This window comes from Streptococcus thermophilus (genome assembly GCF_010120595.1).
GTDB lineage: Bacteria > Bacillota > Bacilli > Lactobacillales > Streptococcaceae > Streptococcus > Streptococcus thermophilus.
The window spans coordinates 1,044,869-1,067,951 of the sequence record NZ_CP038020.1 but is presented as its reverse complement, the minus strand read 5'-3'; the positions used below and the strand labels follow the sequence as shown (position 1 = coordinate 1,067,951).

The following is a 23,083-nucleotide window of genomic DNA, read 5'->3' as shown; positions in this document are numbered from 1 at the left end:
TGGGAACTTGTCCCAACTTCGTCTGATTATTCTTCATAATTAATTTACAAAACCATTTTGCTGACTCTACCCCTCAATAACTCTTAAGGTCTTTTGCTGGAATTTACCACTTTCATACATGTGATCTGCACCCGTTAGTGAAACAAGAACTGAATCACGGTAGTTCTTAGCTGTTCTTCTAGCAATATTAGGATGAGTCATCTTATTCTTAGCCCCCGCAATCACAAGAACAAGACATGAAGTGTTACTAAAATCCACGTAAGCCGCCTTTGTCTTATCAAATCAATGAAGGGCCATCTGAGTGTAAACTTTACCTGACTCAAACACTAGTGTCGCAAAGACTTCTTCTTTCAAAGACTCCTCTTGCTCATTCATACAATACTTGAAAAAATTCTTTTTTATAAGGCGGAATGTCTTTTTTCCAAAAAAAAACAACGTAAAAAGTGTTTGCCGAAACAAGCTAGCATGGTTGGATAAAAGGCAAAAATATTAGCTGTCAGAGCTGGTCACATGAAAATCATACCAGCAATCTCTGTCTTTTTAGCAGCCATTTGTGCCACTAGAAAACCTAAAGAGTGTCCCAAAAGAAGCGGTGGCTGATTTAAACTTTCAATCAAAGCCACCAAATCATCTCGATAATCCTGCAAAGTTACGGCACCAACTTTATTCAGACAGTCTTGATATGGTAAGTCATGGTAACGAAAGCTAGGTGTATGCACCGTATACTCCATCTGACGGAGACCTGTCGCAAATTCTCTCTAGATATTACCAGCACATCAGGTCTCATGAATTAGGACAATCTCTCTGTTTAAACCCATTTCTTTCATTTCGCCTTTATTAAGTCACGCTAGATTCTTTCAATGTCATCATATCATACTTTCTCTTAGGCAACCTTTATACATTCCTCACAATTGTAAGAAAAAATGACCCCTTATCCAAATTAGAGATCATTTTCTTATATTCCATTAGTGATTAGCTTTATGCATTTCTTCTTTGACCGGGCAAGAGCACTCACAATCTCCACAAGATCCTTTTCCTTTAATATAGTAACGAATACCTAAACCAGTCAAAGCGAAAATAATAAAAGCAATGATAAATGTAGACATAACAACTTCTCCTAACTATTAGCTTCTTGAAGATTTTCCAAGGTAATAATCTTATCCTTAATTTGACGAGGTTTACGAACAACGAAGTAAATCATAGTCACTAAAAACAAGACTGCTACAAGTGTCCAAAGCGATATTGGATTACCATAAAGGAGAACTTGACCAAATTGATATAAAATCAAGCTGACACAATAAGCCAAACCTGTTTGAAAAACAATAGCTCCAACCGTCCATCTCAGATTAGCCATTTCACGCTTAATAGCCCCAATAGCTGCAAAACACGGTGCACAAAGTAAGTTAAAAATCAAGAAAGAATAAGCAGCTAGAGCTGAATAATCTGCTTGCAGAGCCGTAGCCAAACCAGCTTCACTACTGTTATGATAGAGAATCCCGAAGGTGGCAACAACTGTCTCCTTGGCTGCTAAACCTGTGAGAGCAGCAACTGTTGCCTGCCAATTCCCAAAGCCAAGAGGCTCAAAAATCCAGGACAAGTCTTTACCCAAAGTTGCTAAGATACTCACTTCCGTATCAACGTTCTGTAACATAAAGTTGTAGTTGGACATGAACCAAATCAGGACAGTCAAACTGAAAATAATTGTTCCCGCACGTTTAACAAAACTCATGGCCTTACCAAAAGCATAACGTAAGACTGATAGAACTTTTGGCCAGTGGTAAGCAGGTAATTCCATGATAAAAGGACTTGTCAAACCACCTAAAAAACTAGTCTTTTTGAGAGCGATACCTGATAAGATGATGGTAGCTATCCCAATAAAATAGGTACTTGGTGCCACAAAAGAATTACCAGGGAAGAAGGCCCCTGCAATTAAAGCAATAATTTCCAACTTGGCCGAACAAGGCATGAAGGTTGCTGTCATAATGGTAATCCGACGATCCCTTTCATTTTCAATAGTCCGGCTAGACATAACTGCTGGAACACCGCATCCTGTTGAAATCAGCATGGGAATAAAGGATTTTCCAGATAGTCCAAAACGACGGAAAATACGATCCATAACAAAGGCTATACGACTCATATAACCAATATCTTCAAGCACACCTAAACAGATAAATAGCACGAAGATTTGAGGAAGGAAACCAAGTACCGTCCCAATCCCAGCTACAATACCATCAACAATCAGAGACTTAAGCCAATCCTGAACTTGGAGATAATCAAGACCAGAAGATACCAAATCAGGAACATACTTACCAAAGAGGACATCATTAGCCCAGTCTGTCCACATGGTTCCAACGGTCTGGATAGATAAGAAGTAGACCAAATACATGACTACTGCAAAAATTGGCAAAGCCAAAATACGATTGGTAACAATCCTATCAATCTTATCCGACAAGGTTAAAGCGAAATCTTCTGTATGACTCTCAGCCATCTGACAAACACGCTCGATAAAAGCATAGCGCTCGTTAATGACAATTGACTCCGCATCTTCTGTGAAAATTTCTTCAGTGATACGAATGATATCTTCGATTTCTTTTCGTTGGAATTGGGACAAGTCTAGCTCAGCCTCAACTAAAGAATCCTGTTCAAAGAGTTTAATGGCATAAAAACGCGCAGACCTTTGTGGCACCGAATTTCCCAAGACTTCTAAAATTTGCGAAATGGCAGCTTCCAACCTATCATCGTATATTGGAAAGGCAAGGTCACCAACCGTAGAAGTCGTTGTATGAGCTGCCTTTTTCACTACCTGATCCACACCAGTTTGTTTGAGGGCACTGGTGGCCACTACTGGCACACCTAGATGGTAAGACAATTTATCTACATTAATCTTTTTTCCCTGACCATCCAAAACGTCAATCATATTGAGGGCAATAGTGACTGGAATACCTGTCTCAATTAACTGCGTTGTAAGATAAAGGTTACGCTCCAAATTTGTCGCATCAACCACATTTAAAATGCTGTCAGCCCTTTGGCTTAACAAATAATCACGCGCCACCTTTTCTTCAGGACTGTAGGGTGACATTGAGTAAATTCCTGGCAAATCTTGGATTTCTAAATCCTTATTCTTTTTGACCAGACCACTCTTTCGCTCAACAGTAACCCCTGGCCAGTTCCCAACACGCTGATTATGTCCTGTTATTAGGTTGAATAAACTGGTTTTACCACTATTAGGATTACCTATTAATGCAATTTCTGTCATTTTTCCTCTCCCTCGTCCAACATGACCACACTAATCATTTGCGCTTCTGACTTGCGTAAGGTTAATTCATATCCTCTCAAACTAATCTCTAGGGGGTCTCCCAAAGGTGCTACTTTACGCAACAAAACACGTGTACGCTTTGTAATTCCCATATCCATAAGACGTCGTTTGGTTTCATTTGCTGAGAAGATATCCGTAACTATGGCAGAATGTCCGACTGGTAGTTCAGAAAGAGGGATTTTTTTCTGGTCCTCCTCTGCAGGAGCCAAATCAATTTTATCCAGAATCGAAGCATCAAAGGCTAAGCGACTACCTTTAACAATAATAATAGCGCTGTTCTTGGTCTTAGTTACCACCTCAATAGTTTCACCAGCAGCCAGCCCTAGGTTAGATAAATGCAAAAGACTATCCTTAGGGAGGTTAATGCCAAGAATTCGGTAAGGTGTTTTTAAGACCGCATCATATATGAGCATCTTTCTTTACCTACTTAATTAGTTTTGATATGACATCATTATAGCATATTTATCCATCTTTTCCGTAATATTATCCTAAACAAGAATGATTCTAGAAAAGAAAAAACACAAACAGAAAAAGACTGGAAAGCTTCCAGTCTTCACAGACAATGTTTATATGCTTAATAGATATCTTACAAAACCTTACTCAAGAAATCCTTAGTACGCTCTTCCTTGGTATTGTCGAAAATTTCTCGTGGCGTGCCTTCTTCGACAATAACACCGCCATCCATAAAGATGACACGGTCAGCTACCTCATAGGCAAAGCCCATTTCGTGGGTAACGATTGCCATTGTCATCCCTGATTTAGCGAGGTCTTTCATAACTGCAAGAACTTCACCAACCATTTCTGGGTCAAGGGCTGATGTGGGTTCGTCAAACAAGAGAACGTCTGGATCCATAGCCAAACCACGAGCAATCGCAATACGTTGTTGCTGACCACCTGATAGACTCGTTGGGTAGGCATCTGCCTTATCTTTCAACCCAACCTTTTCTAAAAGCTCCATAGCCTTAGCTTCAGCATCAGCTTTAGAAACACCCTTAGTTTTAATCGGTGACAAAGTGATGTTTTCTTTAACCGTCATATTCGGGAAGAGGTTGAACTGTTGGAAAACCATTCCCATCTTTTCACGCATTTTGAAAATATCGTTGCTCTTGTCTGTAATATCTACACCTTCAAAGGAAATCACCCCTTTTGTAGGCGTTTCAAGTAAGTTCATTGAGCGTAGGAAAGTTGATTTACCAGATCCTGAAGGACCAATGATAACCACTACTTCACCTTTTTTAATATCTAAATCAATCCCTTTGAGAACTTTGTTTTTACCAAAATACTTGTGGAGATTTTTAATCTCAATAATTGTTTCTGCCATTATTTACGTCCCTTCCCAAGTCGTTTTTCCATTTGTTTCAAAAGTGCAGTCATAGCCGTTGTCACAATCAAATAATAGAAGGCTGCGAACAAGAGTGGTGTCAAAGTCAAGTAGGTTGTCGTTGCAACAGTTTGTGCACCATTCCACAACTCCATAACCCCGATAGTTTGCAAGAGTGAACTATCCTTGATAATAGTGACAAACTCGTTACCCAAGGCAGGCAAGATATTTTTAATAGCTTGAGGCAAGACCACATAACGCATGGTATTCCATGGTCGGATACCAAGTGAGTAAGCTGCTTCAATCTGACCTTTAGGAATAGACTCAATACCTGCACGCACACTCTCAGAAATATAAGCACCACTGTTCAAAGAAAGGACGATAATACCTGGAACGATACGTGACAAATCAAGATTCAAAATCCCAAACTGAACAGTTGGAAGATTCATATGGATAAGGTTAAAAGCAATCATAATCTGTACAACCATAGGTGTTCCACGGAAAACCCAAACATAAAGGCTTACTAACCACTCCAATGGTTTGATTCCAGAACGTTTGGCCAAGGATACCAAGACACCAAGGATGGTTCCAAAGAAGACCACGCAGACTGAAATCATAATTGTTACTAAGACACCATAGTTAAAGTAAGACCAAAACTGTGGTAGAAATGAAAAATTCATCAAGATACTCCTTACTAATATTCTTCAATATTATATCAGAAGACTGTATAATAATAAAGTATTTTTCTTATAAATGCGATATTTCGGTATAAAAAAATAATGATTGACATAGCAATCAAAAACTCTACGAAAACTTTTGAAGTGACTCCATTTTTTTTGCAATTAAAACAAGCATAAACCGAAACTCTCGCCCTAAAAAAACACCTGAAACTATTGAGTCCCAGGCATTTTGAATTTTTGGACCCCTATCTGAGGATCCAAATTAATTATTAGTAAAGCAAATCGTAGATTTCCATTGCAATCAAGTCGATGCTATCAAACGAGTATGACTCGCGAGCTTCAACGTCACGCAATATGTACACTGGACCATTTTCAGGATCGTTACTAAATGATACTTCAGCAACAACTACTCCTTCACGTTCAAAATTACGTTTCGAATTACCACCATCAGCCGCCATCATTTCCAGACGGTTAATGATTCTCACCAAATGTGATTCCATGTTATCTCTCCTATAAATTGTGTATTTCCTACTTATTTTATCACACTTACGGGAAAAATGGGGGAATTTTAAATATTTTTCAAGGAATTGTACATAATAGCCTTGATTGAATGCATACGATTCTCAGCTTCTTGGAAGATGATTTCACTGTATTTATGAAATACTTCATCTGTAATTTCTAACTCAGCCAGACAATATTTTTCATAAATTTCTTGTCCGATTTGAGTATTAAGATCATGAAATGCTGGGAGACAATGCATAACGATGATATCTGGATTTTCGACCTTAGCAAGTAAGCCTACGTTAATTTGATAAGGCAATAGTAAATCTATCCTTGATTTAAAATCTACCTCTTCGCCCATAGAAACCCAGACATCAGTATAGAGAATATCCACTCCTTTAACCTCTGAGATATCATCTGTAATGGTTATGTCAGCCCCATTATTATGTTTCTGAGCTAGCTCTACAATATCAGCCTCTGGCTGAAGTATTTCTGGCGAAATAATCTTAACATTAACGCCCAAGATAGCCGATGTCACCAAGAGAGAATTAGCAATATTGTTACGACCATCTCCAATATAAGCAATGGTCAAGTCCTCTAGACTACCAAAGTGCTCCTTCAAGGTCATGAAATCCGCAATCATCTGAGTTGGATGCCAAGTATCTGTCAAACCGTTCCAAACCGGAACACCAGAGTACTTAGCCAAGTCCTCAACATCCTCTTGTTTAAAACCACGGTACTCGATTCCATCAAACATAGAACCAAGGACCTTGGCCGTATCAACAACCGATTCCTTCTTACCCAGCTGAATGTCTCCAGCACCAAGATAGGTTACATTCATTCCTAGATCCTGACCAGCCACAGTGAAGGCTGAACGGGTTCTTGTCGATGTTTTTTCAAAAATCAATGCAATATTTAAACTATCTAAATATTTATGCGGAATTCTATTTTTCTTTAACTGTTTAAATTTTATAGATAAATCAATCAACTCCTCTAGTTCCTGTTTAGTAAAGTCGATTTCTTTCAAGAAGGATTTAGTTTGTGTCATAGGTATCTCTCTTTCATTCTGAATAATATAAAATATTATATTATATTTATGTATTTTCAACAAGTAATTTTGTATTAAAACTCATTTTTAGCAATCTTGTTCCTCAATTGCCAAAAATAGATTCTTTTTACTTGCAATATAACTAATGCATGCTATAATAGAATCATAGATTTGACCTTTTTTGACCAATATATTTTCAAATAAAGGTCTTTCCCAACTCAGATAGAAAGAGGTACTGATATGCTCTGCCAAAACTGTAACCTTAATGAAGCTAGTATCCATTTGTATACCAACGTAAATGGTAATCAGCAACAAGTTGACCTCTGTCAACATTGTTATAAAATCATGAAATCTGATCCAGAGAACCCCCTTAACCAATTCAATCAAGCAGGAGGTTCCAACTTCTTCGACGATTTCTTCAGTGACCTAAACAACTTCCGTTCTTCTAACGGAGACCTTCCTAATACACCTCCAACACAAGAGGGAGGTAACCGTGGAAACGGTGGTCCAGGCCGTCCTGGAGGACCACGTCAACAAGCCCCTCAACAACCTCAAGGCCTTCTCGAAGAATTTGGAATTAATATCACAGATATTGCTCGTCGTGGAGACATTGATCCTGTCATTGGTCGTGACGAAGAAATCATTCGCGTCATCGAAATTCTGAACCGCCGTACCAAGAACAATCCTGTTCTTATCGGTGAACCTGGTGTTGGTAAGACCGCAGTAGTCGAAGGACTTGCCCAAAAAATCGTTGATGGAGATGTGCCACAAAAACTCCAAAGCAAGCAAGTTATCCGTCTTGATGTTGTAAGCCTAGTTCAAGGGACTGGTATCCGCGGCCAGTTCGAAGAACGCATGCAAAAGCTCATGGAGGAAATCCGCCAACGTCAGGATGTTATCCTCTTTATTGATGAAATCCATGAAATTGTAGGAGCTGGTAATACTGGGGACGGCAATATGGATGCTGGAAACATCTTAAAACCTGCACTTGCCCGTGGAGAGCTTCAACTTGTTGGAGCAACAACACTCAACGAATACCGTATCATTGAGAAAGATGCGGCACTCGAACGTCGTATGCAACCTGTTAAGGTAGATGAGCCAACAGTTGAGGAAACAATCACAATTTTGCGTGGTATCCAGCCTAAATATCAAGACTACCACCATGTCAAATACACTGATGAAGCCATTACTGCAGCTGCAGAATTATCCAACCGCTACATTCAGGACCGTTTCTTGCCAGACAAGGCCATCGATCTTCTCGATGAATCTGGCTCTAAGATGAATTTAACCCTCAATTTTATCGATCCTAAGGACCTCGATAAACGTTTGATTGAAGCTGAGAATCTTAAAGCTCAGGCTACTCGTGACGAAGACTTTGAAAAAGCTGCTTATTTCCGTGACCAAATTGCTAAATACAAGGAAATGCAACAGCAAACCATCAAAGACCAAGATATGCCTATCATTACTGAAAAACATATCGAAGCCATTGTCGAGCAAAAAACCAATATTCCTATCGGTGATTTAAAAGAAAAAGAACAATCTCAACTTCTCAACCTCGCCGATGACCTTAAGGCGCATGTTATTGGCCAAGATGCCGCAGTTGATAAGATTGCCAAAGCTATCCGCCGTAATCGTGTTGGACTTGGTGCACCAAACCGCCCAATTGGTAGCTTCCTATTTGTAGGCCCTACAGGAGTCGGTAAAACTGAACTCTCCAAACAGTTAGCCATCGAGCTCTTTGGTTCATCTGATAGTATGATTCGTTTTGACATGTCAGAATACATGGAAAAACACGCTGTTGCTAAATTGGTCGGTGCTCCTCCAGGCTATGTTGGTTACGACGAAGCTGGGCAATTAACTGAAAAGGTCCGCCGTAACCCTTATTCACTCATTCTCCTTGATGAGGTTGAAAAAGCTCACCCAGATGTGCTTCACATGTTCCTTCAGATACTTGATGATGGTCGTCTGACTGATGGTCAAGGGAGAACTGTAAGTTTCAAAGATACCATCATCATCATGACTTCAAATGCTGGTACTGGTAAAGTGGAAGCAAGTGTAGGTTTTGGAGCTGCTCGTGAGAATCGTACCAATTCTGTTATCAACCACCTCGGAGATTTCTTCAGTCCTGAATTCATGAACCGTTTTGACGGTATTATCGAGTTCTCTGCCCTAAGCAAGGAAAATCTCCTTACTATCGTGGACCTTATGCTTGATGGCGTCAACCAACGCTTGGCAAACAACGGTATCCACCTCAGTGTAACTGATAAAGTTAAGGAAAAACTGGTTGACCTTGGTTATGATCCTAAGATGGGTGCTCGACCATTGCGTCGTACAATCCAAGACCACATCGAAGATGCCATTACAGACTTCTACCTTAAAAATCCAAATGAAAAAGATCTCAAGGCTGTAATGACTTCAAAGGGACACATCACCATTAAATCTGCTCAAAAAACTGAAAAAACTTCTCAGAAAACTGAAGCATTAAAAGAAGTCAACTAAGGAAAGAAACCAAGTCGAATGACTTGGTTTTTTATACTTTTACATTTTCTCTTTGTAAAATTATCCCTAATTCTGCCTAAATCAATAGGAAAATGAGGAGTTTTTTAGTATAATGTAGGAAAATAAACCTAAGGAGCAACTCATGAATCCAACATTTGGTGACAAGGTTGAGGAAGCTCATTATCAAACACGTTACGGTGTTTATGCTGTAATTCCTAACCAAGACAAGACAAAGATCATTTTAGTGCAGGCTCCTAATGAAGCTTGGTTTCTCCCAGGCGGAGAAATCGAAGCAGGTGAGGATCACTTTAGTGCCTTAAAACGCGAGTTAATTGAAGAAATTGGGTACACAGCCACTTTAGGTCAGTACTATGGACAAGCTGACGAATACTTTTATTCAAGCCATCGTGACACATACTACTACAATCCAGCCTACATTTATGAAGTTGTAGATTTTTCAGAGATTGGAAAGCCCCTTGAAGATTTCAACAACCTGGCATGGTTTCCAATTGATGAAGCAATTGCCAAGCTAAAACGTGGTAGCCATAAATGGGGAATCGAACAATGGAAAGCAAGCAATACACTAACTGCCAAATCCTAGGAGGAAACTATGAAACTCATTAATACAACCCGGACCCATCAAGAACTAGTAAACAATCAACTCGATAATACAGATGCCTTTCTTGTAGAGACATACTCTGCTGGAAATACAGATGTTGTCTTTACACAAGCACCGAAACATTACGAACTTCTGATTTCAAATAAACACCGTGCTGTTAAGGACAACGAATTAGAAGTTATCCGTGAATTCTTCCTCAAACGAAAAATTGACAAAGACATCGTTTTGATGGACAAACTAAGAACAGTACACACAGATAAATTAATTGAGATCTCATTCCCAACAACTGTATAAATTCAAAAAGAAGCCGTAGCCAACCGCCACAGCTTCTTTTTTATAAGACTTTAGAAGCTTGGTCCAAGACTTCCATAACCTGGCGGCTATGCTTCAACTGCTTGGCAACACTTTCAAAATCCATTGTCGCAATCATTTTTCAAAAGCTACAAATTTATCATACATACGATGGTTTAAGTTATTAAGATTAGTCACAATCTCTTCTTGACCATTAAGAGTAAGACCAATTTCAGGAAGGGTGTTGGTTGCACCAAAAATGGTAATAGCTCCCTTATCACCTTGAATAGTTGAGCGAATTTCAGCACTACAGTCCTTTGCTCCAATGGCAACAGCCTTAAAGTTACCATAGTCCAAAACTAAAATTCCTGAAGTATCTACTCCTCGCTCTACATTCGGTAGATATTCCACACGATTAGGATTTCCAAAAAGACCAACAAGAAGATGAATATTATAGATATTAAGATCTCTAAGCGCTCCACCACCAATTTCAGGATTGAAGGCAGGAGCAATTTCTCATCGCTTAAAGGCATCGTAACGTGACGAATATTGGGAATAATTGATGTTGACAATTTTGATATCACCAATTTCAGATAAGGAGTACTTGATAACTTTAAAATTTTCCAAATATTGATTTGTTATTGCTTCTATCAAGAGAAGCTCTTTTTCTTAAGCAAGCTTAATCAGCTCTTCGAACTCTTCCAAATGCAGGGTAAAAGGTCTCTCACAGATGACATGCTTGCCAGCCAGAAGTGCTTGCTTGGCATAATCATAGTGAGTATGATTAGGTGTTCCAACATAAATGGTGTCAACATCTGGATTGGACAAGATGGCTTCATAATCACTTGTCGCCTGAGTTAGACCATATTGTTTGGCTAAAGTTTCAGCCTTATCAAGTGATTGTGGTGTCGACATTATAGCCTTCAGCTCAATGTCCTCAATAGTCGTTAACACAGGAAGGACCTCTGTAACAATCATTCCTGTACCTAATAGTGCGAGTTTCATTAAACTACCTCCTTCTTTCTCTAAACGCTTTTATACATGGAGTAATTCCATAAACACAACTATAATGAAAGAGGACTCCCATAGAAGCCCTCCGAGACTTAGTTACGTCCAAGCAGTTTCTTAACTCCTTGAATGGCTTTATATTTTAGCGGTTGTGGATAATAACGGAAAGTTCCCATCTTACGAACGATATAACCATTAAAGTTTTGTTTAAATCGCAAAACCCCATCAGAACCATCAAAGATGCCCATGATACCAAGGAAATTATAGAAACCAATACCACGTTTAATAGCCTGTGTCATCACATACTCCTGCAAGAGTGCAGGTGCATAAAACTTATTAAATTCAGGGTAAGAGCCACTGAAAAGATAGACTGCCTCTTGAGGTGTGTAAACGAAAAGACTTCCGGCTAGAACAATGTCTTCCTGACCATACTTGTCAATAAAGGCAGTTGCTTCGCCCTTGCGAACATCAAAAGTCTCAAACTGACTTAATAGCTCCCTCAATTGGTTTTGTTTTTTCTCAGATTTTGGATTGGTCTCTAAATCAGCTTGTAATTTGACAATTCTAGCTCTCAACTTTGCCTGATTACTCTCTAAATGATCAAAGTAATCTTGAAAATTCAGGGTAGCTACCATAAAATCAGCATTATCACCAAAAGCATCATAAAAATCTTGATAATAATCTAAAGATTTGTCACTATACTCACGACGATCAGAGGTCGCTGAAGTGATTTCTTTAAAAATAGATAACTCATCGCGTTTCAATTTCTTCAGTTTAATACCGAATGTTTTGGCTTTTTTTACAAGAGGTTTCCCTTTTTTACTGAATGATTTGATGAGATCTTTTTCTTCAATCCCAGACAATTCTTTAACATAGTGCCAATCGGGCTCACCACCAGGATACCCTGTCTGCAAACCATCAAAACTATAACCTAGGTCAGTCAATTGACTAATCAATTGCTTCTGCTCACTACTTATTGGTTCACCATTACTATCAAAGATTTGATAAGTATCATAAGGTTTGATTACCAGTTCAAGAGCACCATTTGCCTTAGCATAGTCCTTCAAACATTGGTAAAAGTCACTTAGATGAGCCACACTTGAGTGAATTGGTCCACAATTCACCTCCATACGAAGCCCACCGGTCATAGGCATACTATAGACAATCGCTGAAACTTCTATTTGGTTACCTTCTTTCCAGGCAACATAGCTAATGCTAAATCCACGTTTCTCAAGAAGCTTAGCCATTTCTTCAGTTTGCATAAAAGAACGCTCAGAAACCTGTTGAGCATGTGTATTAAATTCTTCTTTAGTTACTTGAATAAAGCTCATTTTTTTCCTTCCTAAAATGGATACAGTAAATTACTAGTGAGATAAACAGCAAGAGAACAAGTATTGCCACTAACGGTAGTCGGATTGGACGACAATTAAGCAACAAATCCCCACTGACAGCATAAATAACGGAGAGTGGGGTCATCCCAATTAGTGGCGCTAAAATCCTTGTCCTTGTGGGTAATTTCATCTGAACATAAGCGTAATTGACCAAAGCTGATGGGATAAAAGGAATAGAGAATGCTAGGAAAATACCAATAAAGCGATGTTTAAAGTACTCATCATAGTTTAGGAGTTTCTCCATACGTTTAGACTTATCAAGTCTTCTTAAAATTTCAATTCTAGTCAAATTATCAAAAGTATTACCTATAATATTCAAGGGAATTGAAAGCAAAGGGGCATAAAGTAGCCCAACAAAAATACAAAAAATAGAACTTGAAACTCCAAAAATAGCTAATGACAGAATCATGAGACTAATAAGAACAAGTGCATTTAAAAAATTTGCCTGCTTAAAAACCAATTTTAAAAAGGTTTGATCATGATTAGCATTCCTCTATTTCTTGATTTTGGGGATAAAGTTATTTAAAAGAAGCCATAAGATTACCAGAATTAAACCTGCTATCCCTATAAAAAATACCCTTTTTAGTCATTACATTTTCACAAATTTAATCACTCCTTTTATTATAACAAAAAAATACCTTCATTGATTTAGAAAGGCATCTTTTACTGTGATTACTTGTTAATCAAATTTTCTTGAGACTTGTTTTCCAAGGTACCATTTTTAAAGTTAAGAGTAAGGCTACCTGTTTTCCCTTTCTTAGTTACAAGGTTAGATGACCAAAGTGCTTGTGTCATTGTCGCATCAGAAGAAACAGCGATAGAATAAACATCTGGTACCCCAAGTGTTTTGACCGCATTATCATAGCTAGTTCCATTTTTAAGATCTTCATACATTTTCAAAGTGATTTTAGAATCCCGAACGTAAGAAAAAGTTGAAATTGACTTAACAACGGTACTATTGTTAAAAAGTTTTGCTGTAACAACAACATTATCATACTGCCAATTATAGACATCAAGCGTGGCGTCTCCTGCCTGCTCATGACTAGTTGATGTTGGCTCACCAAACCACCCCTTCAAACTATCAAGATTTGATCCCCCAGAAAACTCCTGAGAAGCATTTGCCATGATAATCTTATCAAAGTTCTGACGAACATTTCCATGCTTAACAGTTAAAACCTTTGATGCTTCATTATCCAAAGAACCTTTCGTCTCAGTCTTAGACGAAGAATTTCCGCAAGCAGCTAAGGAAACAAGTGAGACACCTAAAACGGTCAAAGACAAAAATTTTTTCATAATAAGTTACTATACACAAATAAAAGGCTGACGCCTCAAGTTTTTATGGAGCCGGTGGGAGTCGAACCCACGTCCAAGCATCTGCCAACATATTCGTCTACGACCATAGGTTATGTCTTTCATTTAACAGATAGGCGACACATAACTCAAGCCTTCTATATGCGAGCCTATAAATCTCTTTTCGACCAGCTAGGCAATGATCGAACGTAGCTTATAAATCAATAAAACTTCTAAACAAACATAAGCAATCTGCTAGAAGTCACGCGAGCAGGTGTTTAGGCTGCTACAGCGTAAGAATTAGTATTTTTTGCAGTTATATTTAACTGAGCGTTAACGTCGCCACACGAGTCGCAGAATATGCCTCATAATGCCTGTCGAATCCGTAACGACCCCAATATGAGATATTGATTATTATAGCAAAATTTTTAATAAATAGCAAAAAATTACCAAGATATACACAAAAGTATAGACTATGTACAATTTATTAGCATCTAGCTTTCTACCCAATTTACAGAAATAGATAATTCGGTTATTATTACAAATTACTATTCATTGACTTTCTCCCTAAACTCTAAAGATACTATATATCAGTTACCTTTTCTAACATTCCCTGAATTTAAAGAGCACTCTTGATAGATTTAACAACTAAAAAACGCTGAAAGCACTACGCTCTCAACGTTTCCACTTTGCACCCTAAGGGAATCGAACCCCTATCTCAAGAACCGGAATCTTACGTGATATCCATTACACTAAGGGTGCTAACAGTATACTATTATAGCATACTATATAATATAAAAAAAGACATGTTTCCATGTCTCTTTATTATCTTACAATTCGATATCTCCGAAAAGATCCGCCATTGAGAATCCAGATTGAGTTTCTGGAAGTTCGTAGTCACGTTTTTCTTGACGTTTTGGACGGCGTGGACGAGATTGACGCTTTTCGTTGTTTTCCCCTTCAGCGTTAGCTGGACGTTCTTCAAGAGCTTTGATAGAAAGTGATACACGTTCTGCATCAGCGTTTACTTCAAGAACTTTAACAGTAACGTCTTGACCTACTGAAAGAACATCTTTTGGATTTTCAACACGTTTGTGTGAAATTTGTGAGATGTGAACAAGTCCATCGATTCCTGGTAATACTTCAACGAAACCACCAAAGTCAGTCAAACGCTTAACTTTACCTTCGATTACATCACCAGCAGCAAGTTTTTGTTCAACACCATCCCATGGTCCAGGTGTTGTTGCTTTAAGTGAGAGTGATACACGTCCTGCTTCTTCGTCGATAGCAAGAACTTTAACTTCAACTTCATCACCAACAGATACAACTGATTTAGGTGAAACGTTACGTTCGTGAGACAATTCAGTCACGTGAACAAGTCCGTCTACACCACCAAGGTCAATGAAAGCACCGAAGCTTGTCAAACGAGCAACTTTACCAGTTACTACTGAACCAACTTCAAGTTTAGAGAAGACTTCTTTACGAGCTTCTATAGCTTCTGCTTCAACAACTTCACGACGTGAAAGGATGAAACGGTTTTCAGCTGGATCAACTTCTTTAATTTTAGCGTCAAATTCTTGACCTACGAATTTTTCAGTGTTACGAACAAAACGAGTATCAATCATTGAGGCTGGAATAAATCCACGGAGTCCTTCAAATTCAACTGAAAGTCCACCTTTAACAGCACGTGTTACTTTAACAGTAACAACTTCTTCTTCACGACCAACAAGTTTATCCCAAGCTTTGCGAGCCTCCAAGCGTTTTTTAGATACAAGGTAAGTTACAGTATCAGTATCTTTACCAACAACTTGACGAAGAACAAGCACTTCAAGTGTTTCACCATCTTTAACAAGGTCGGCAACGTTTGCGTCACGTTCATTTGTCAATTCACGACGTGTCAAAACACCTTCGATACCTGTTCCTTCGATAACAACATTTGCTTGATCATTATCTACTGAGATAACTTCAGCTGTTACAACGTCACCTGTGCTAACTTCGCTAACACTATTTAGCAATTCTTCAAATTCGTTCATTCTAAAAAAATCCTCCAACAAGAGCCAGCCAATTCTGACCCTTGATAACAATATATTTTTCAAGGTACCCGCAAAGACAATTATTAACATAGACGGTGCCAATGCACCCGATACCATTGACTGGGGTAGCTGGATTCGAACCAACGCATGAGGGAGTCAAAGTCCCTTGCCTTACCGCTTGGCTATACCCCAATAACAAAATGCTATAAAAAAACATCTAAGCACTTGATATCGTATATTCCGATTCAGTTTCTTAGACATGGAGAGAGAGGGATTCGAACCCCCGAACCCGAAGGAGCGGATTTACAGTCCGCCGCGTTTAGCCTCTTCGCTATCTCTCCTTAAGAACAAGAAACAGTATAACACAGTTTCTTGATCAAAGCAAGCCTTTACTTTGGATTTTAATGATTAAGATTGTAGGCTTCGATAATGGCAGCTATTGCATCATCCATTTTCTTGTGGAAACCTGCTACATTTTCTTTATCAACAACGGCAAACTTTCCATCGATTTCTACAATTTGTCCGATGACTTTCTTTCCAACAAGAAGCTCAAAACCTTCAATGGTTGCTTTGTTTACAATGACTTTGGCATCTTTGATTTGGATTTCAATTTTTTTGTCTTTTTTACTCATAGATCTATACCCGATACCTAATTCGAGCCATCCTTTCTTAGTGTATGTCCTTAATTTTACCGAAAAAGAGAAAAGCTTGCAAGGGCAAGCTTTAAAATAATCATTTATTTACTTGGAATTAGTCAACTTTGACAATCCATCCTTCTGGGGCCTCAACGTCACCAAATTGGATACCTGTTAACTCATCATAAAGTTTCCGTGTTACAGGTCCGACTTCTGTTTCTGAATAGAAGACATGGAAGTCATCACCGTGTTGTACACCACCAATTGGTGTGATAACAGCAGCTGTACCACAGGCACCGGCTTCGACAAATTTATCCAACTCGGCAATCTTAACATCACCTTGAATAGCTTTCATACCAAAACGATTTTCAGCCAGGTAAAGCAATGAGAATTTCGTAATTGATGGCAAGATAGATGGGCTAAGCGGAGTAATGAACTCATTATCTGCTGTAATCCCAAAGAAGTTTGCAGAACCGACTTCTTCAATCTTAGTGTGGGTTGCTGGGTCAAGGTAGATAACATCAGAGAAATTAGAATCATGGGCAATTTTCCCTGGCAACATACTTGCCGCGTAGTTACCACCAACCTTAGCAGCACCTGTACCATGTGGTGCTGCACGGTCATATTCGTCCTGGATAAGGAAATTCGTTGGAGCCAATCCGCCTTTGAAGTAGCTCCCTACTGGCATAGCGAAAATTGTAAAGATATACTCATCTGCCGGGTGAACACCAATAATGTCTCCAACCCCAATCAAGAGTGGACGAAGATAAAGTGTTGCGCCAGTACCATATGGTGGGACGTATTCTTCATTAGCACGGACTACTTTTTTACAAGCATCTACAAATTTTTCCACTGGAACTTGTGGCATCAAAAGACGATCAGCAGTACGTTGTAGACGTCTGGCATTTTCATCTGGACGGAACAATTGAATAGAGCCATCTTTAGTGCGGTAAGCTTTGAGACCTTCAAAAGCTTCTTGACCATAGTGAAGGGCTGGAGACGATTCTGAAATGTGCAAGGTTGCATCCTCAGTCAATTGCCCCTCATCCCATTTACCATCTTTGTAATATGAAATATAACGGAATGGAAGTTTACGGTAATTAAATCCTATATTTTCCCAGTCTAAATCAACCGTCATGTGTATGTCCTCTTTTCTGTTACTATGTGCTTTCTAGTATAGTCCTTTTCATTGAAAATTTCAATGTTATGTTGCAAAATTCTGACAATTATTTTATAAGAGTTATTTTGTCAGCCAAAGAAAAAAACTCTGCCCTCTAGTAAGAGAACAAAGCTTTCTTAACTCTATTTTTTAAGAATTTTGGCTGAGAAGACTTCCTTATCTGCTAGTCCTTCAATGAAACTTCCGTTGCTAGTACGCTCTGACAGATTAAGAAGTGATAAATCAACCTCTGCAGTTTCACCTGTCGTAGCTATTACAAACAAGATCTGAGGAGTCTCTTCTACTGGTGTTGCTAGAAGATCTATCTCAGCTCCAGCATTTTCTGTAAAGACTGGGCCAGCTGTGAAGACACAGTGAGGCTTGGTCTTAAGCTCACGAAGAACCTGGAGACCTCGACCAGCTCGCTTAGTCCGTGGAATATCGGACGTCGCCACACGTTTGAGACTAGCTCGTTGTGTAAGTAAGTAGAAACTTTGCGTATTTGCCACAAAAACGGCCTGAACCTTGTCGTCATCCTTAAGATTGATTGCCTTAACACCTACTGCCTTAGCACCAACCACTGGAACTTCATCCGCATTGAAACGAAGGGCATATCCTTTTTGAGTGATAATCATGATATCATCCAATTGAATTGGAGTTACTGTGACGATCACATCACTTTCATCCTTGAGTTTACCATATTTAACCGACTTAGACTTGTAGGTACGCCATGGCGTAAATTCCTTACGTTCGAAACGTTTAATTTGACCAAGCTTAGTGGTTGCCAGGTAAGTACCAGTTTCAAAATCATCCAGGATTTCTGCATAAAGCACTTCTTCATCTTTCGAAAAATTAGTTATAGTTTGTGATAAATGCTCTCCTAGATCCTTCCAACGAATATCTGGTAACTCATGTATTGGACGATAAATCACATTGGCCTGATTGGTAAAAATCAAGAGATGCTGTGTCGTCTTAGCCTGCTGAACCAGAATCAAATCATCATCATCACGTTTTCCAACTTCTTCAATCATCGAAGCATTGAAAGATCGTGGGCTAGTACGTTTGACATAACCACCACGAGTGATGCTGACATAGGTTTCTTCTTCAACAATCAGACTTGCGGTATCAATTTCAATAGTCTTGGTTTCTGCTTGCAACTCTGAACGACGGTCATTTCCAAATTTCTTCTTAATATCACGAAGTTCACGTTTCATGACATTAAACATGGTACGCTCATCACCAATGATGGCAGCCAAGGTCGCAATCTGTTCACGTAAATTGGCTTCCTCATTTTGGAGAGCGACGATATCCGTATTTGTTAAACGATAAAGTTGCAAGGTCACGATAGCTTCGGCTTGTTCTTCTGAAAAATCATAGCTGACTTTAAGATTTTCCTTGGCATCTGCCTTATTTTCAGAAGCTCTGATAAGGGAAATAACCTCATCCAAAATTGAGATAACACGAATCAACCCTTCAACAATATGAAGGCGTTTTTCAGCCTTTTCCTTATCAAATTTTGAACGAGCAACGATAATATCGCGACGGTGAGCAATGTAGCTAGACAAAATCTTTTGTAAGCCCACTTGACGTGGGGTGAAATGATCAATAGCCACCATATTGAAATTGTAGTTGACCTGCAGATCCGTATATTTCAAAAGGTAGTTAAGAATGGTTTGGCTGTCAGCATCCTTCTTAAGTTCGATAGCAATACGCAAGCCTGAACGGTCAGACTCATCACGAACTTCTGCAATGCCTGGAACCTTGTTATTGACTCGAATATCATCAATTTTTTTAACAAGAACTGCCTTATTAACATCGTAAGGAATTTCAGTAACAATAATCTGTTTCTTGCCACCTTTGAGTTGTTCAATTTCAGTACGCGAACGCACGACTACTCGGCCCTTACCAGTTTCGTAAGCCTTACGAATCTCATCTTTCCCCTGAATAATAGCACCTGTCGGGAAATCTGGTCCAGGCAAGAATTCCATCAACTTATCCAGTTTAGCAGATGGATGGTCAATCATATAAACAACGGCATCGATGACTTCTGCCAGATTATGTGGCGGAATGTCTGTAGCATAACCAGCAGAAATCCCTGTCGCACCATTGACCAAAAGGTTTGGAAAGGCTGCAGGTAAAACGGTTGGTTCCTTCTCTGTATCATCAAAGTTCCAAGCCCAAGGAACAGTGTTTTTATCGATATCTTGAAGAAGGTACCCAGCAATCTCTGACAAGCGTGCCTCGGTATAACGCATAGCCGCTGGTGGATCACCGTCCATAGAACCATTGTTACCGTGCATCTCAACTAGGATTTCACGATTCTTCCAGTCCTGGGACATACGCACCATGGCATCGTAAATAGAGCTATCACCATGTGGGTGGAAATTACCCATGATGTTACCAACAGACTTAGCCGATTTACGATAGCCTTTGTCATAGGTATTGCCATCCTTATTCATGGAATAAAGAATACGACGTTGAACGGGTTTCAGACCGTCACGAATGTCAGGAAGCGCACGCTCCTGAATGATGTATTTGGAGTAGCGTCCAAAACGCTCTCCCATGATGTCCTCAAGGGACATGTTTTGAATGTTAGACATAAGATACAAAGGGACGATTCGGCTTGCCGAAAATCTCTGTAGAAAAATAGGAAACCGATGCAAGGTTGATGAAGCCAAGGCGATTTATCTACTTTTCCTAAGAAATTAGTCCCGTGTTCAGTTACATTCAGTAACCAAACGACCCTTTCTGTAAAGTTTAAAATACGTTGTTAAATGGTGGAGAAGGAATTTTCACACAGTATTTAGGGCGTGTTCAACTCCTTTCAAAGAATGTTGAGTGGTTTTCTATAGAAAAAGGAATTTAGTTACTGCAAGTAACCGAACAATCCTTTCTGTAGTTTAAAGTGTTTAAAATAGATTATTGAATCAGTGATTAGAGAGTTCCTCCTCAGCATAAGCCGTCATCTCTCATTCTCTTTATGATTGTAGGCAAACTCCATCTTTTTAGCCAATCATACTTACCTGTAAAATCATCATGAGAAGCCTTACCTCTAAAAAACTTTCAGGGTCTCCAAATTTAGATTCAATTACCTTAAGTATGCATAGACGAAATACTATCGGTGTATACAATCCTAAAAGTCTAATTTGTCGACGATTCATGATGATTACAAGAAAAATTGAGGACAAAAAACTAATAAAAGAAAACCTAAGTATAGATCCATTATTCACACTCCTTAAAACGCTGTCGTTTCTTCCAAGGTAAATTTAACATTATCCTCAATCCATTGACGGCGAGGAGCTGCCTTATCTCCCATTAGCACTGAGACGCGGCGTTCGGCACGCGCTAAATCGTCAATAGTCACTCGGATAAGCGTTCTGGTCTCTGGATTCATGGTTGTTTCCCAAAGCTGGTCAGCATTCATTTCACCAAGTCCTTTGTAACGTTGGAGAAGCGCACCTCTACCAAACTTTTGACGAAGTTCTTCAAGTTCCCCATCGGTCCAAGCATATTCGACAACTTCCTTCTTGCCTTTACCTTTAGACATCTTATAAAGAGGGGGCAAAGCAATATAAACGTGCCCTGTTTCAACCAATGGACGCATATAACGATAGAAGAAAGTAAGCAACAAGGTCTGGATGTGAGCTCCATCGGTATCAGCATCGGTCATGATGATAATCTTGTCATAGTTGATATCGTCAAGGTTAAAATCAGCTCCAACACCTGCACCAATAGTGTAAATCATGGTATTGATTTCTTCATTTTTGAGAATATCTGCCATTTTGGCTTTCTCTGTATTTAGGACCTTACCTCGTAAGGGCAGAATTGCCTGGAATTTACGATCACGGCCTTGTTTGGCTGATCCACCAGCAGAGTCCCCTTCGACCAGATAGAGCTCATTTTTCTTGGCATTTTTAGACTGGGCTGGCGTCAGTTTCCCTGACAAGAGTCCCTTGTCTTTTTTATTTTTCTTTCCATTTCGGCTAGCATCACGAGCTTTTCTGGCAGCTTCACGGGCATCACGGGCCTTGATGGCCTTACGCACCAAGTTAGAAGCCAGATCTCCATTTTCCATAAGGAAATAAGTCAGATACTCTGAAACAATACCATCAACAATAGGGCGAGCAAGTGGTGACCCCAACTTATCCTTGGTTTGCCCCTCAAACTGAAGGTGCTCTTCAGGAACTAAGAGCGAGATAACCGCTGACAAGCCCTCACGGTAATCCGACCCTTCAAGGTTCTTATCCTTTTCTTTGAGTAAGCCAGTCTTACGTGCATAATCGTTAAAGGCCTTGGTAATAGCAGATTTGAAGCCCGTCTCGTGAGTACCTCCGTCCTTAGTTCGGACATTATTAACAAAGGAAAGGATATTATCAGAGTAACCATCATTGTACTGAAGGGCTAATTCCAAGTGAAAATCTTGCTGATCTCCATCAATATAGATGACTGGCGTCAGCGTTTCCTTGTCTTCATTCAAGTAAGACACAAAGTCTTGGACTCCATTTTCATAATGGAATTCTTCGCGTACTTCTTCTTCACCACGCAAGTCTGTCAATGTCATGGTAACATTCTTAAGAAGGAAGGCTGATTCTTTGAGACGCTCTGAGATAGTATTAAATTTGAAGTCTGTCGTTGAAAAGATGCTAGCATCAGGCATGAAGGTTACTTTTGTCCCTGTCTTAGACTTAGGTGCCTTGCCAATCTTTTCGAGCCCTGTAACAGGGTGACCACCATTTTCAAAACGCTGGCGATAAACACTACCATCACGGGTAATCTCTACCTCAAGCCAGCTAGAAAGTGCATTTACAACTGATGATCCTACACCGTGAAGACCACCAGAAGTCTTATAACCACCTTGTCCAAATTTACCACCTGCGTGGAGGACTGTGAAAATAACTTCTACCGTTGGTTTACCCATGGCATGCATACCTGTCGGCATCCCACGTCCAGAGTCAGAAACGGAAACAGAACCATCCTTATTTAAGGTGACAGCAATGACATCACCAAAGCCTGAGAGAGCTTCATCGACCGCATTGTCGACAATCTCCCAAACCAAGTGATGAAGACCTGTCCCATCTGTTGAGCCAATGTACATCCCTGGGCGTTTGCGAACAGCATCTAACCCTTCCAGTACCTGAATGGCATCATCATTATAATTATTTACATTTATTTCTTTTTTAGCCAAGAGTGACCTCCAAAATTTTCATCCTTATTATTTTATAAGTTTTCAAAAGAATTTGCAAAGGAAATTGAGAAAGCTCACAGGGTATCTTTATGCTGACTAGCTTTGTC

The 23,083-nt window shown here is 39.4% G+C and carries 20 protein-coding genes, 3 tRNA genes, 1 other RNA gene and 1 pseudogene; 3 read left to right on the top strand and 22 right to left on the bottom strand.

Annotated elements, in window-relative coordinates; all coding sequences use genetic code 11:
* Positions 1-66: 66 nt before the first annotated feature.
* The 9 genes from E3C75_RS05630 to argF all read right to left on the bottom strand — a co-directional run bounded on the left by E3C75_RS05630 (position 67) and on the right by argF (position 6,866).
* Positions 67-258: an alpha/beta fold hydrolase gene (locus E3C75_RS05630; protein ID WP_002950214.1), complete on the bottom strand. Its 192-nt coding sequence runs from the start codon at positions 256-258 to the stop codon at positions 67-69.
* A 248-nt stretch (positions 259-506) separates the two neighbouring features.
* Positions 507-719, bottom strand: a complete 213-nt coding sequence (locus E3C75_RS05625) for an alpha/beta fold hydrolase (protein ID WP_084828597.1) — start codon at positions 717-719, stop codon at positions 507-509.
* 246 nt (positions 720-965) lie between these two features.
* The gene (locus E3C75_RS05620) at positions 966-1,106 is read right to left on the bottom strand and encodes a FeoB-associated Cys-rich membrane protein (RefSeq protein WP_002950212.1); all 141 of its coding nucleotides are present in this window, start codon (positions 1,104-1,106) and stop codon (positions 966-968) included.
* Positions 1,107-1,117: 11 nt separating this feature from the next.
* A complete protein-coding gene (gene feoB, locus E3C75_RS05615; RefSeq protein WP_084828596.1) occupies positions 1,118-3,256 on the bottom strand; it encodes a ferrous iron transport protein B in 2,139 nt (712 codons plus the stop codon).
* Positions 3,253-3,729, bottom strand: coding sequence for a ferrous iron transport protein A (locus tag E3C75_RS05610; protein WP_084828595.1), 477 nt, complete (start codon positions 3,727-3,729; stop codon positions 3,253-3,255). Before E3C75_RS05610 ends, feoB begins: the two co-directional genes overlap by 4 nt.
* 173 nt (positions 3,730-3,902) lie before the next feature.
* Positions 3,903-4,637 carry an amino acid ABC transporter ATP-binding protein gene (locus E3C75_RS05605; RefSeq protein ID WP_002950207.1) on the bottom strand — a complete coding sequence of 245 codons (735 nt, stop codon included), beginning with the start codon at positions 4,635-4,637 and terminating at the stop codon, positions 3,903-3,905.
* Complete coding sequence (locus E3C75_RS05600; RefSeq protein ID WP_014608117.1) at positions 4,637-5,317, bottom strand: amino acid ABC transporter permease; 681 nt, start codon at positions 5,315-5,317, stop codon at positions 4,637-4,639. The genes E3C75_RS05605 and E3C75_RS05600 overlap by 1 nt, the downstream gene beginning before the upstream one ends.
* A 269-nt stretch (positions 5,318-5,586) precedes the next feature.
* Entirely contained in the window at positions 5,587-5,817 is a 231-nt protein-coding gene (locus tag E3C75_RS05595) for a DUF1797 family protein (RefSeq protein WP_011225686.1), read from the bottom strand.
* 68 nt (positions 5,818-5,885) lie between these two features.
* A complete protein-coding gene (gene argF / locus E3C75_RS05590) occupies positions 5,886-6,866 on the bottom strand; it encodes an ornithine carbamoyltransferase (protein ID WP_100262187.1) in 981 nt (326 codons plus the stop codon).
* A 240-nt stretch (positions 6,867-7,106) separates the two neighbouring features.
* Between argF and E3C75_RS05585 the strand changes: the two genes are divergently transcribed.
* From E3C75_RS05585 to E3C75_RS05575, 3 genes are all read left to right on the top strand, one after another.
* The gene (locus E3C75_RS05585; protein WP_084828592.1) at positions 7,107-9,365 is read left to right on the top strand and encodes an ATP-dependent Clp protease ATP-binding subunit; all 2,259 of its coding nucleotides are present in this window, start codon (positions 7,107-7,109) and stop codon (positions 9,363-9,365) included.
* 142 nt (positions 9,366-9,507) lie between these two features.
* On the top strand, positions 9,508-9,966 hold the full coding sequence (locus E3C75_RS05580; RefSeq protein WP_002950198.1) for an NUDIX hydrolase: 459 nt from the start codon (positions 9,508-9,510) through the stop codon (positions 9,964-9,966).
* Positions 9,967-9,975: 9 nt separating this feature from the next.
* Positions 9,976-10,278 (top strand): DUF1827 family protein, encoded by a 303-nt coding sequence (locus E3C75_RS05575; RefSeq protein ID WP_084825858.1) that lies wholly within the window; start codon positions 9,976-9,978, stop codon positions 10,276-10,278.
* A 40-nt stretch (positions 10,279-10,318) separates the two neighbouring features.
* Here E3C75_RS05575 and E3C75_RS05570 read toward each other — a convergent pair.
* From E3C75_RS05570 to parE, 13 genes and pseudogenes are all read right to left on the bottom strand, one after another.
* Positions 10,319-11,280, bottom strand: a pseudogene (locus E3C75_RS05570) (Gfo/Idh/MocA family protein).
* Positions 11,281-11,378: 98 nt separating this feature from the next.
* On the bottom strand, positions 11,379-12,614 hold the full coding sequence (locus E3C75_RS05565; protein ID WP_084825857.1) for an aminoacyltransferase: 1,236 nt from the start codon (positions 12,612-12,614) through the stop codon (positions 11,379-11,381).
* Positions 12,592-13,083, bottom strand: coding sequence for a TVP38/TMEM64 family protein (locus E3C75_RS05560; RefSeq protein WP_014727379.1), 492 nt, complete (start codon positions 13,081-13,083; stop codon positions 12,592-12,594). The genes E3C75_RS05565 and E3C75_RS05560 overlap by 23 nt, the downstream gene beginning before the upstream one ends.
* 263 nt (positions 13,084-13,346) lie before the next feature.
* Positions 13,347-13,967: a DUF3862 domain-containing protein gene (locus tag E3C75_RS05555; protein ID WP_014621341.1), complete on the bottom strand. Its 621-nt coding sequence runs from the start codon at positions 13,965-13,967 to the stop codon at positions 13,347-13,349.
* 43 nt (positions 13,968-14,010) lie between these two features.
* Positions 14,011-14,360, bottom strand: a transfer-messenger RNA (tmRNA) gene (gene ssrA / locus E3C75_RS05550).
* Between the two features lie 294 nt (positions 14,361-14,654).
* Positions 14,655-14,726, bottom strand: a tRNA-Arg gene (locus tag E3C75_RS05545).
* A gap of 68 nt (positions 14,727-14,794) precedes the next feature.
* Entirely contained in the window at positions 14,795-15,997 is a 1,203-nt protein-coding gene (gene rpsA / locus E3C75_RS05540; RefSeq protein ID WP_084828591.1) for a 30S ribosomal protein S1, read from the bottom strand.
* Positions 15,998-16,117: 120 nt separating this feature from the next.
* Positions 16,118-16,189: transfer RNA gene (locus E3C75_RS05535), tRNA-Gln, on the bottom strand.
* A gap of 68 nt (positions 16,190-16,257) precedes the next feature.
* Positions 16,258-16,338: transfer RNA gene (locus E3C75_RS05530), tRNA-Tyr, on the bottom strand.
* Between the two features lie 60 nt (positions 16,339-16,398).
* Complete coding sequence (locus E3C75_RS05525; RefSeq protein WP_002950172.1) at positions 16,399-16,629, bottom strand: DUF2969 domain-containing protein; 231 nt, start codon at positions 16,627-16,629, stop codon at positions 16,399-16,401.
* Between the two features lie 118 nt (positions 16,630-16,747).
* The gene (locus tag E3C75_RS05520) at positions 16,748-17,770 is read right to left on the bottom strand and encodes a branched-chain amino acid aminotransferase (protein WP_100262189.1); all 1,023 of its coding nucleotides are present in this window, start codon (positions 17,768-17,770) and stop codon (positions 16,748-16,750) included.
* Between the two features lie 164 nt (positions 17,771-17,934).
* Complete coding sequence (gene parC / locus E3C75_RS05515) at positions 17,935-20,391, bottom strand: DNA topoisomerase IV subunit A (RefSeq protein ID WP_100262190.1); 2,457 nt, start codon at positions 20,389-20,391, stop codon at positions 17,935-17,937.
* Positions 20,392-21,026: 635 nt separating this feature from the next.
* A complete protein-coding gene (gene parE / locus E3C75_RS05510; protein WP_011680910.1) occupies positions 21,027-22,976 on the bottom strand; it encodes a DNA topoisomerase IV subunit B in 1,950 nt (649 codons plus the stop codon).
* Positions 22,977-23,083 lie beyond the last annotated feature (107 nt).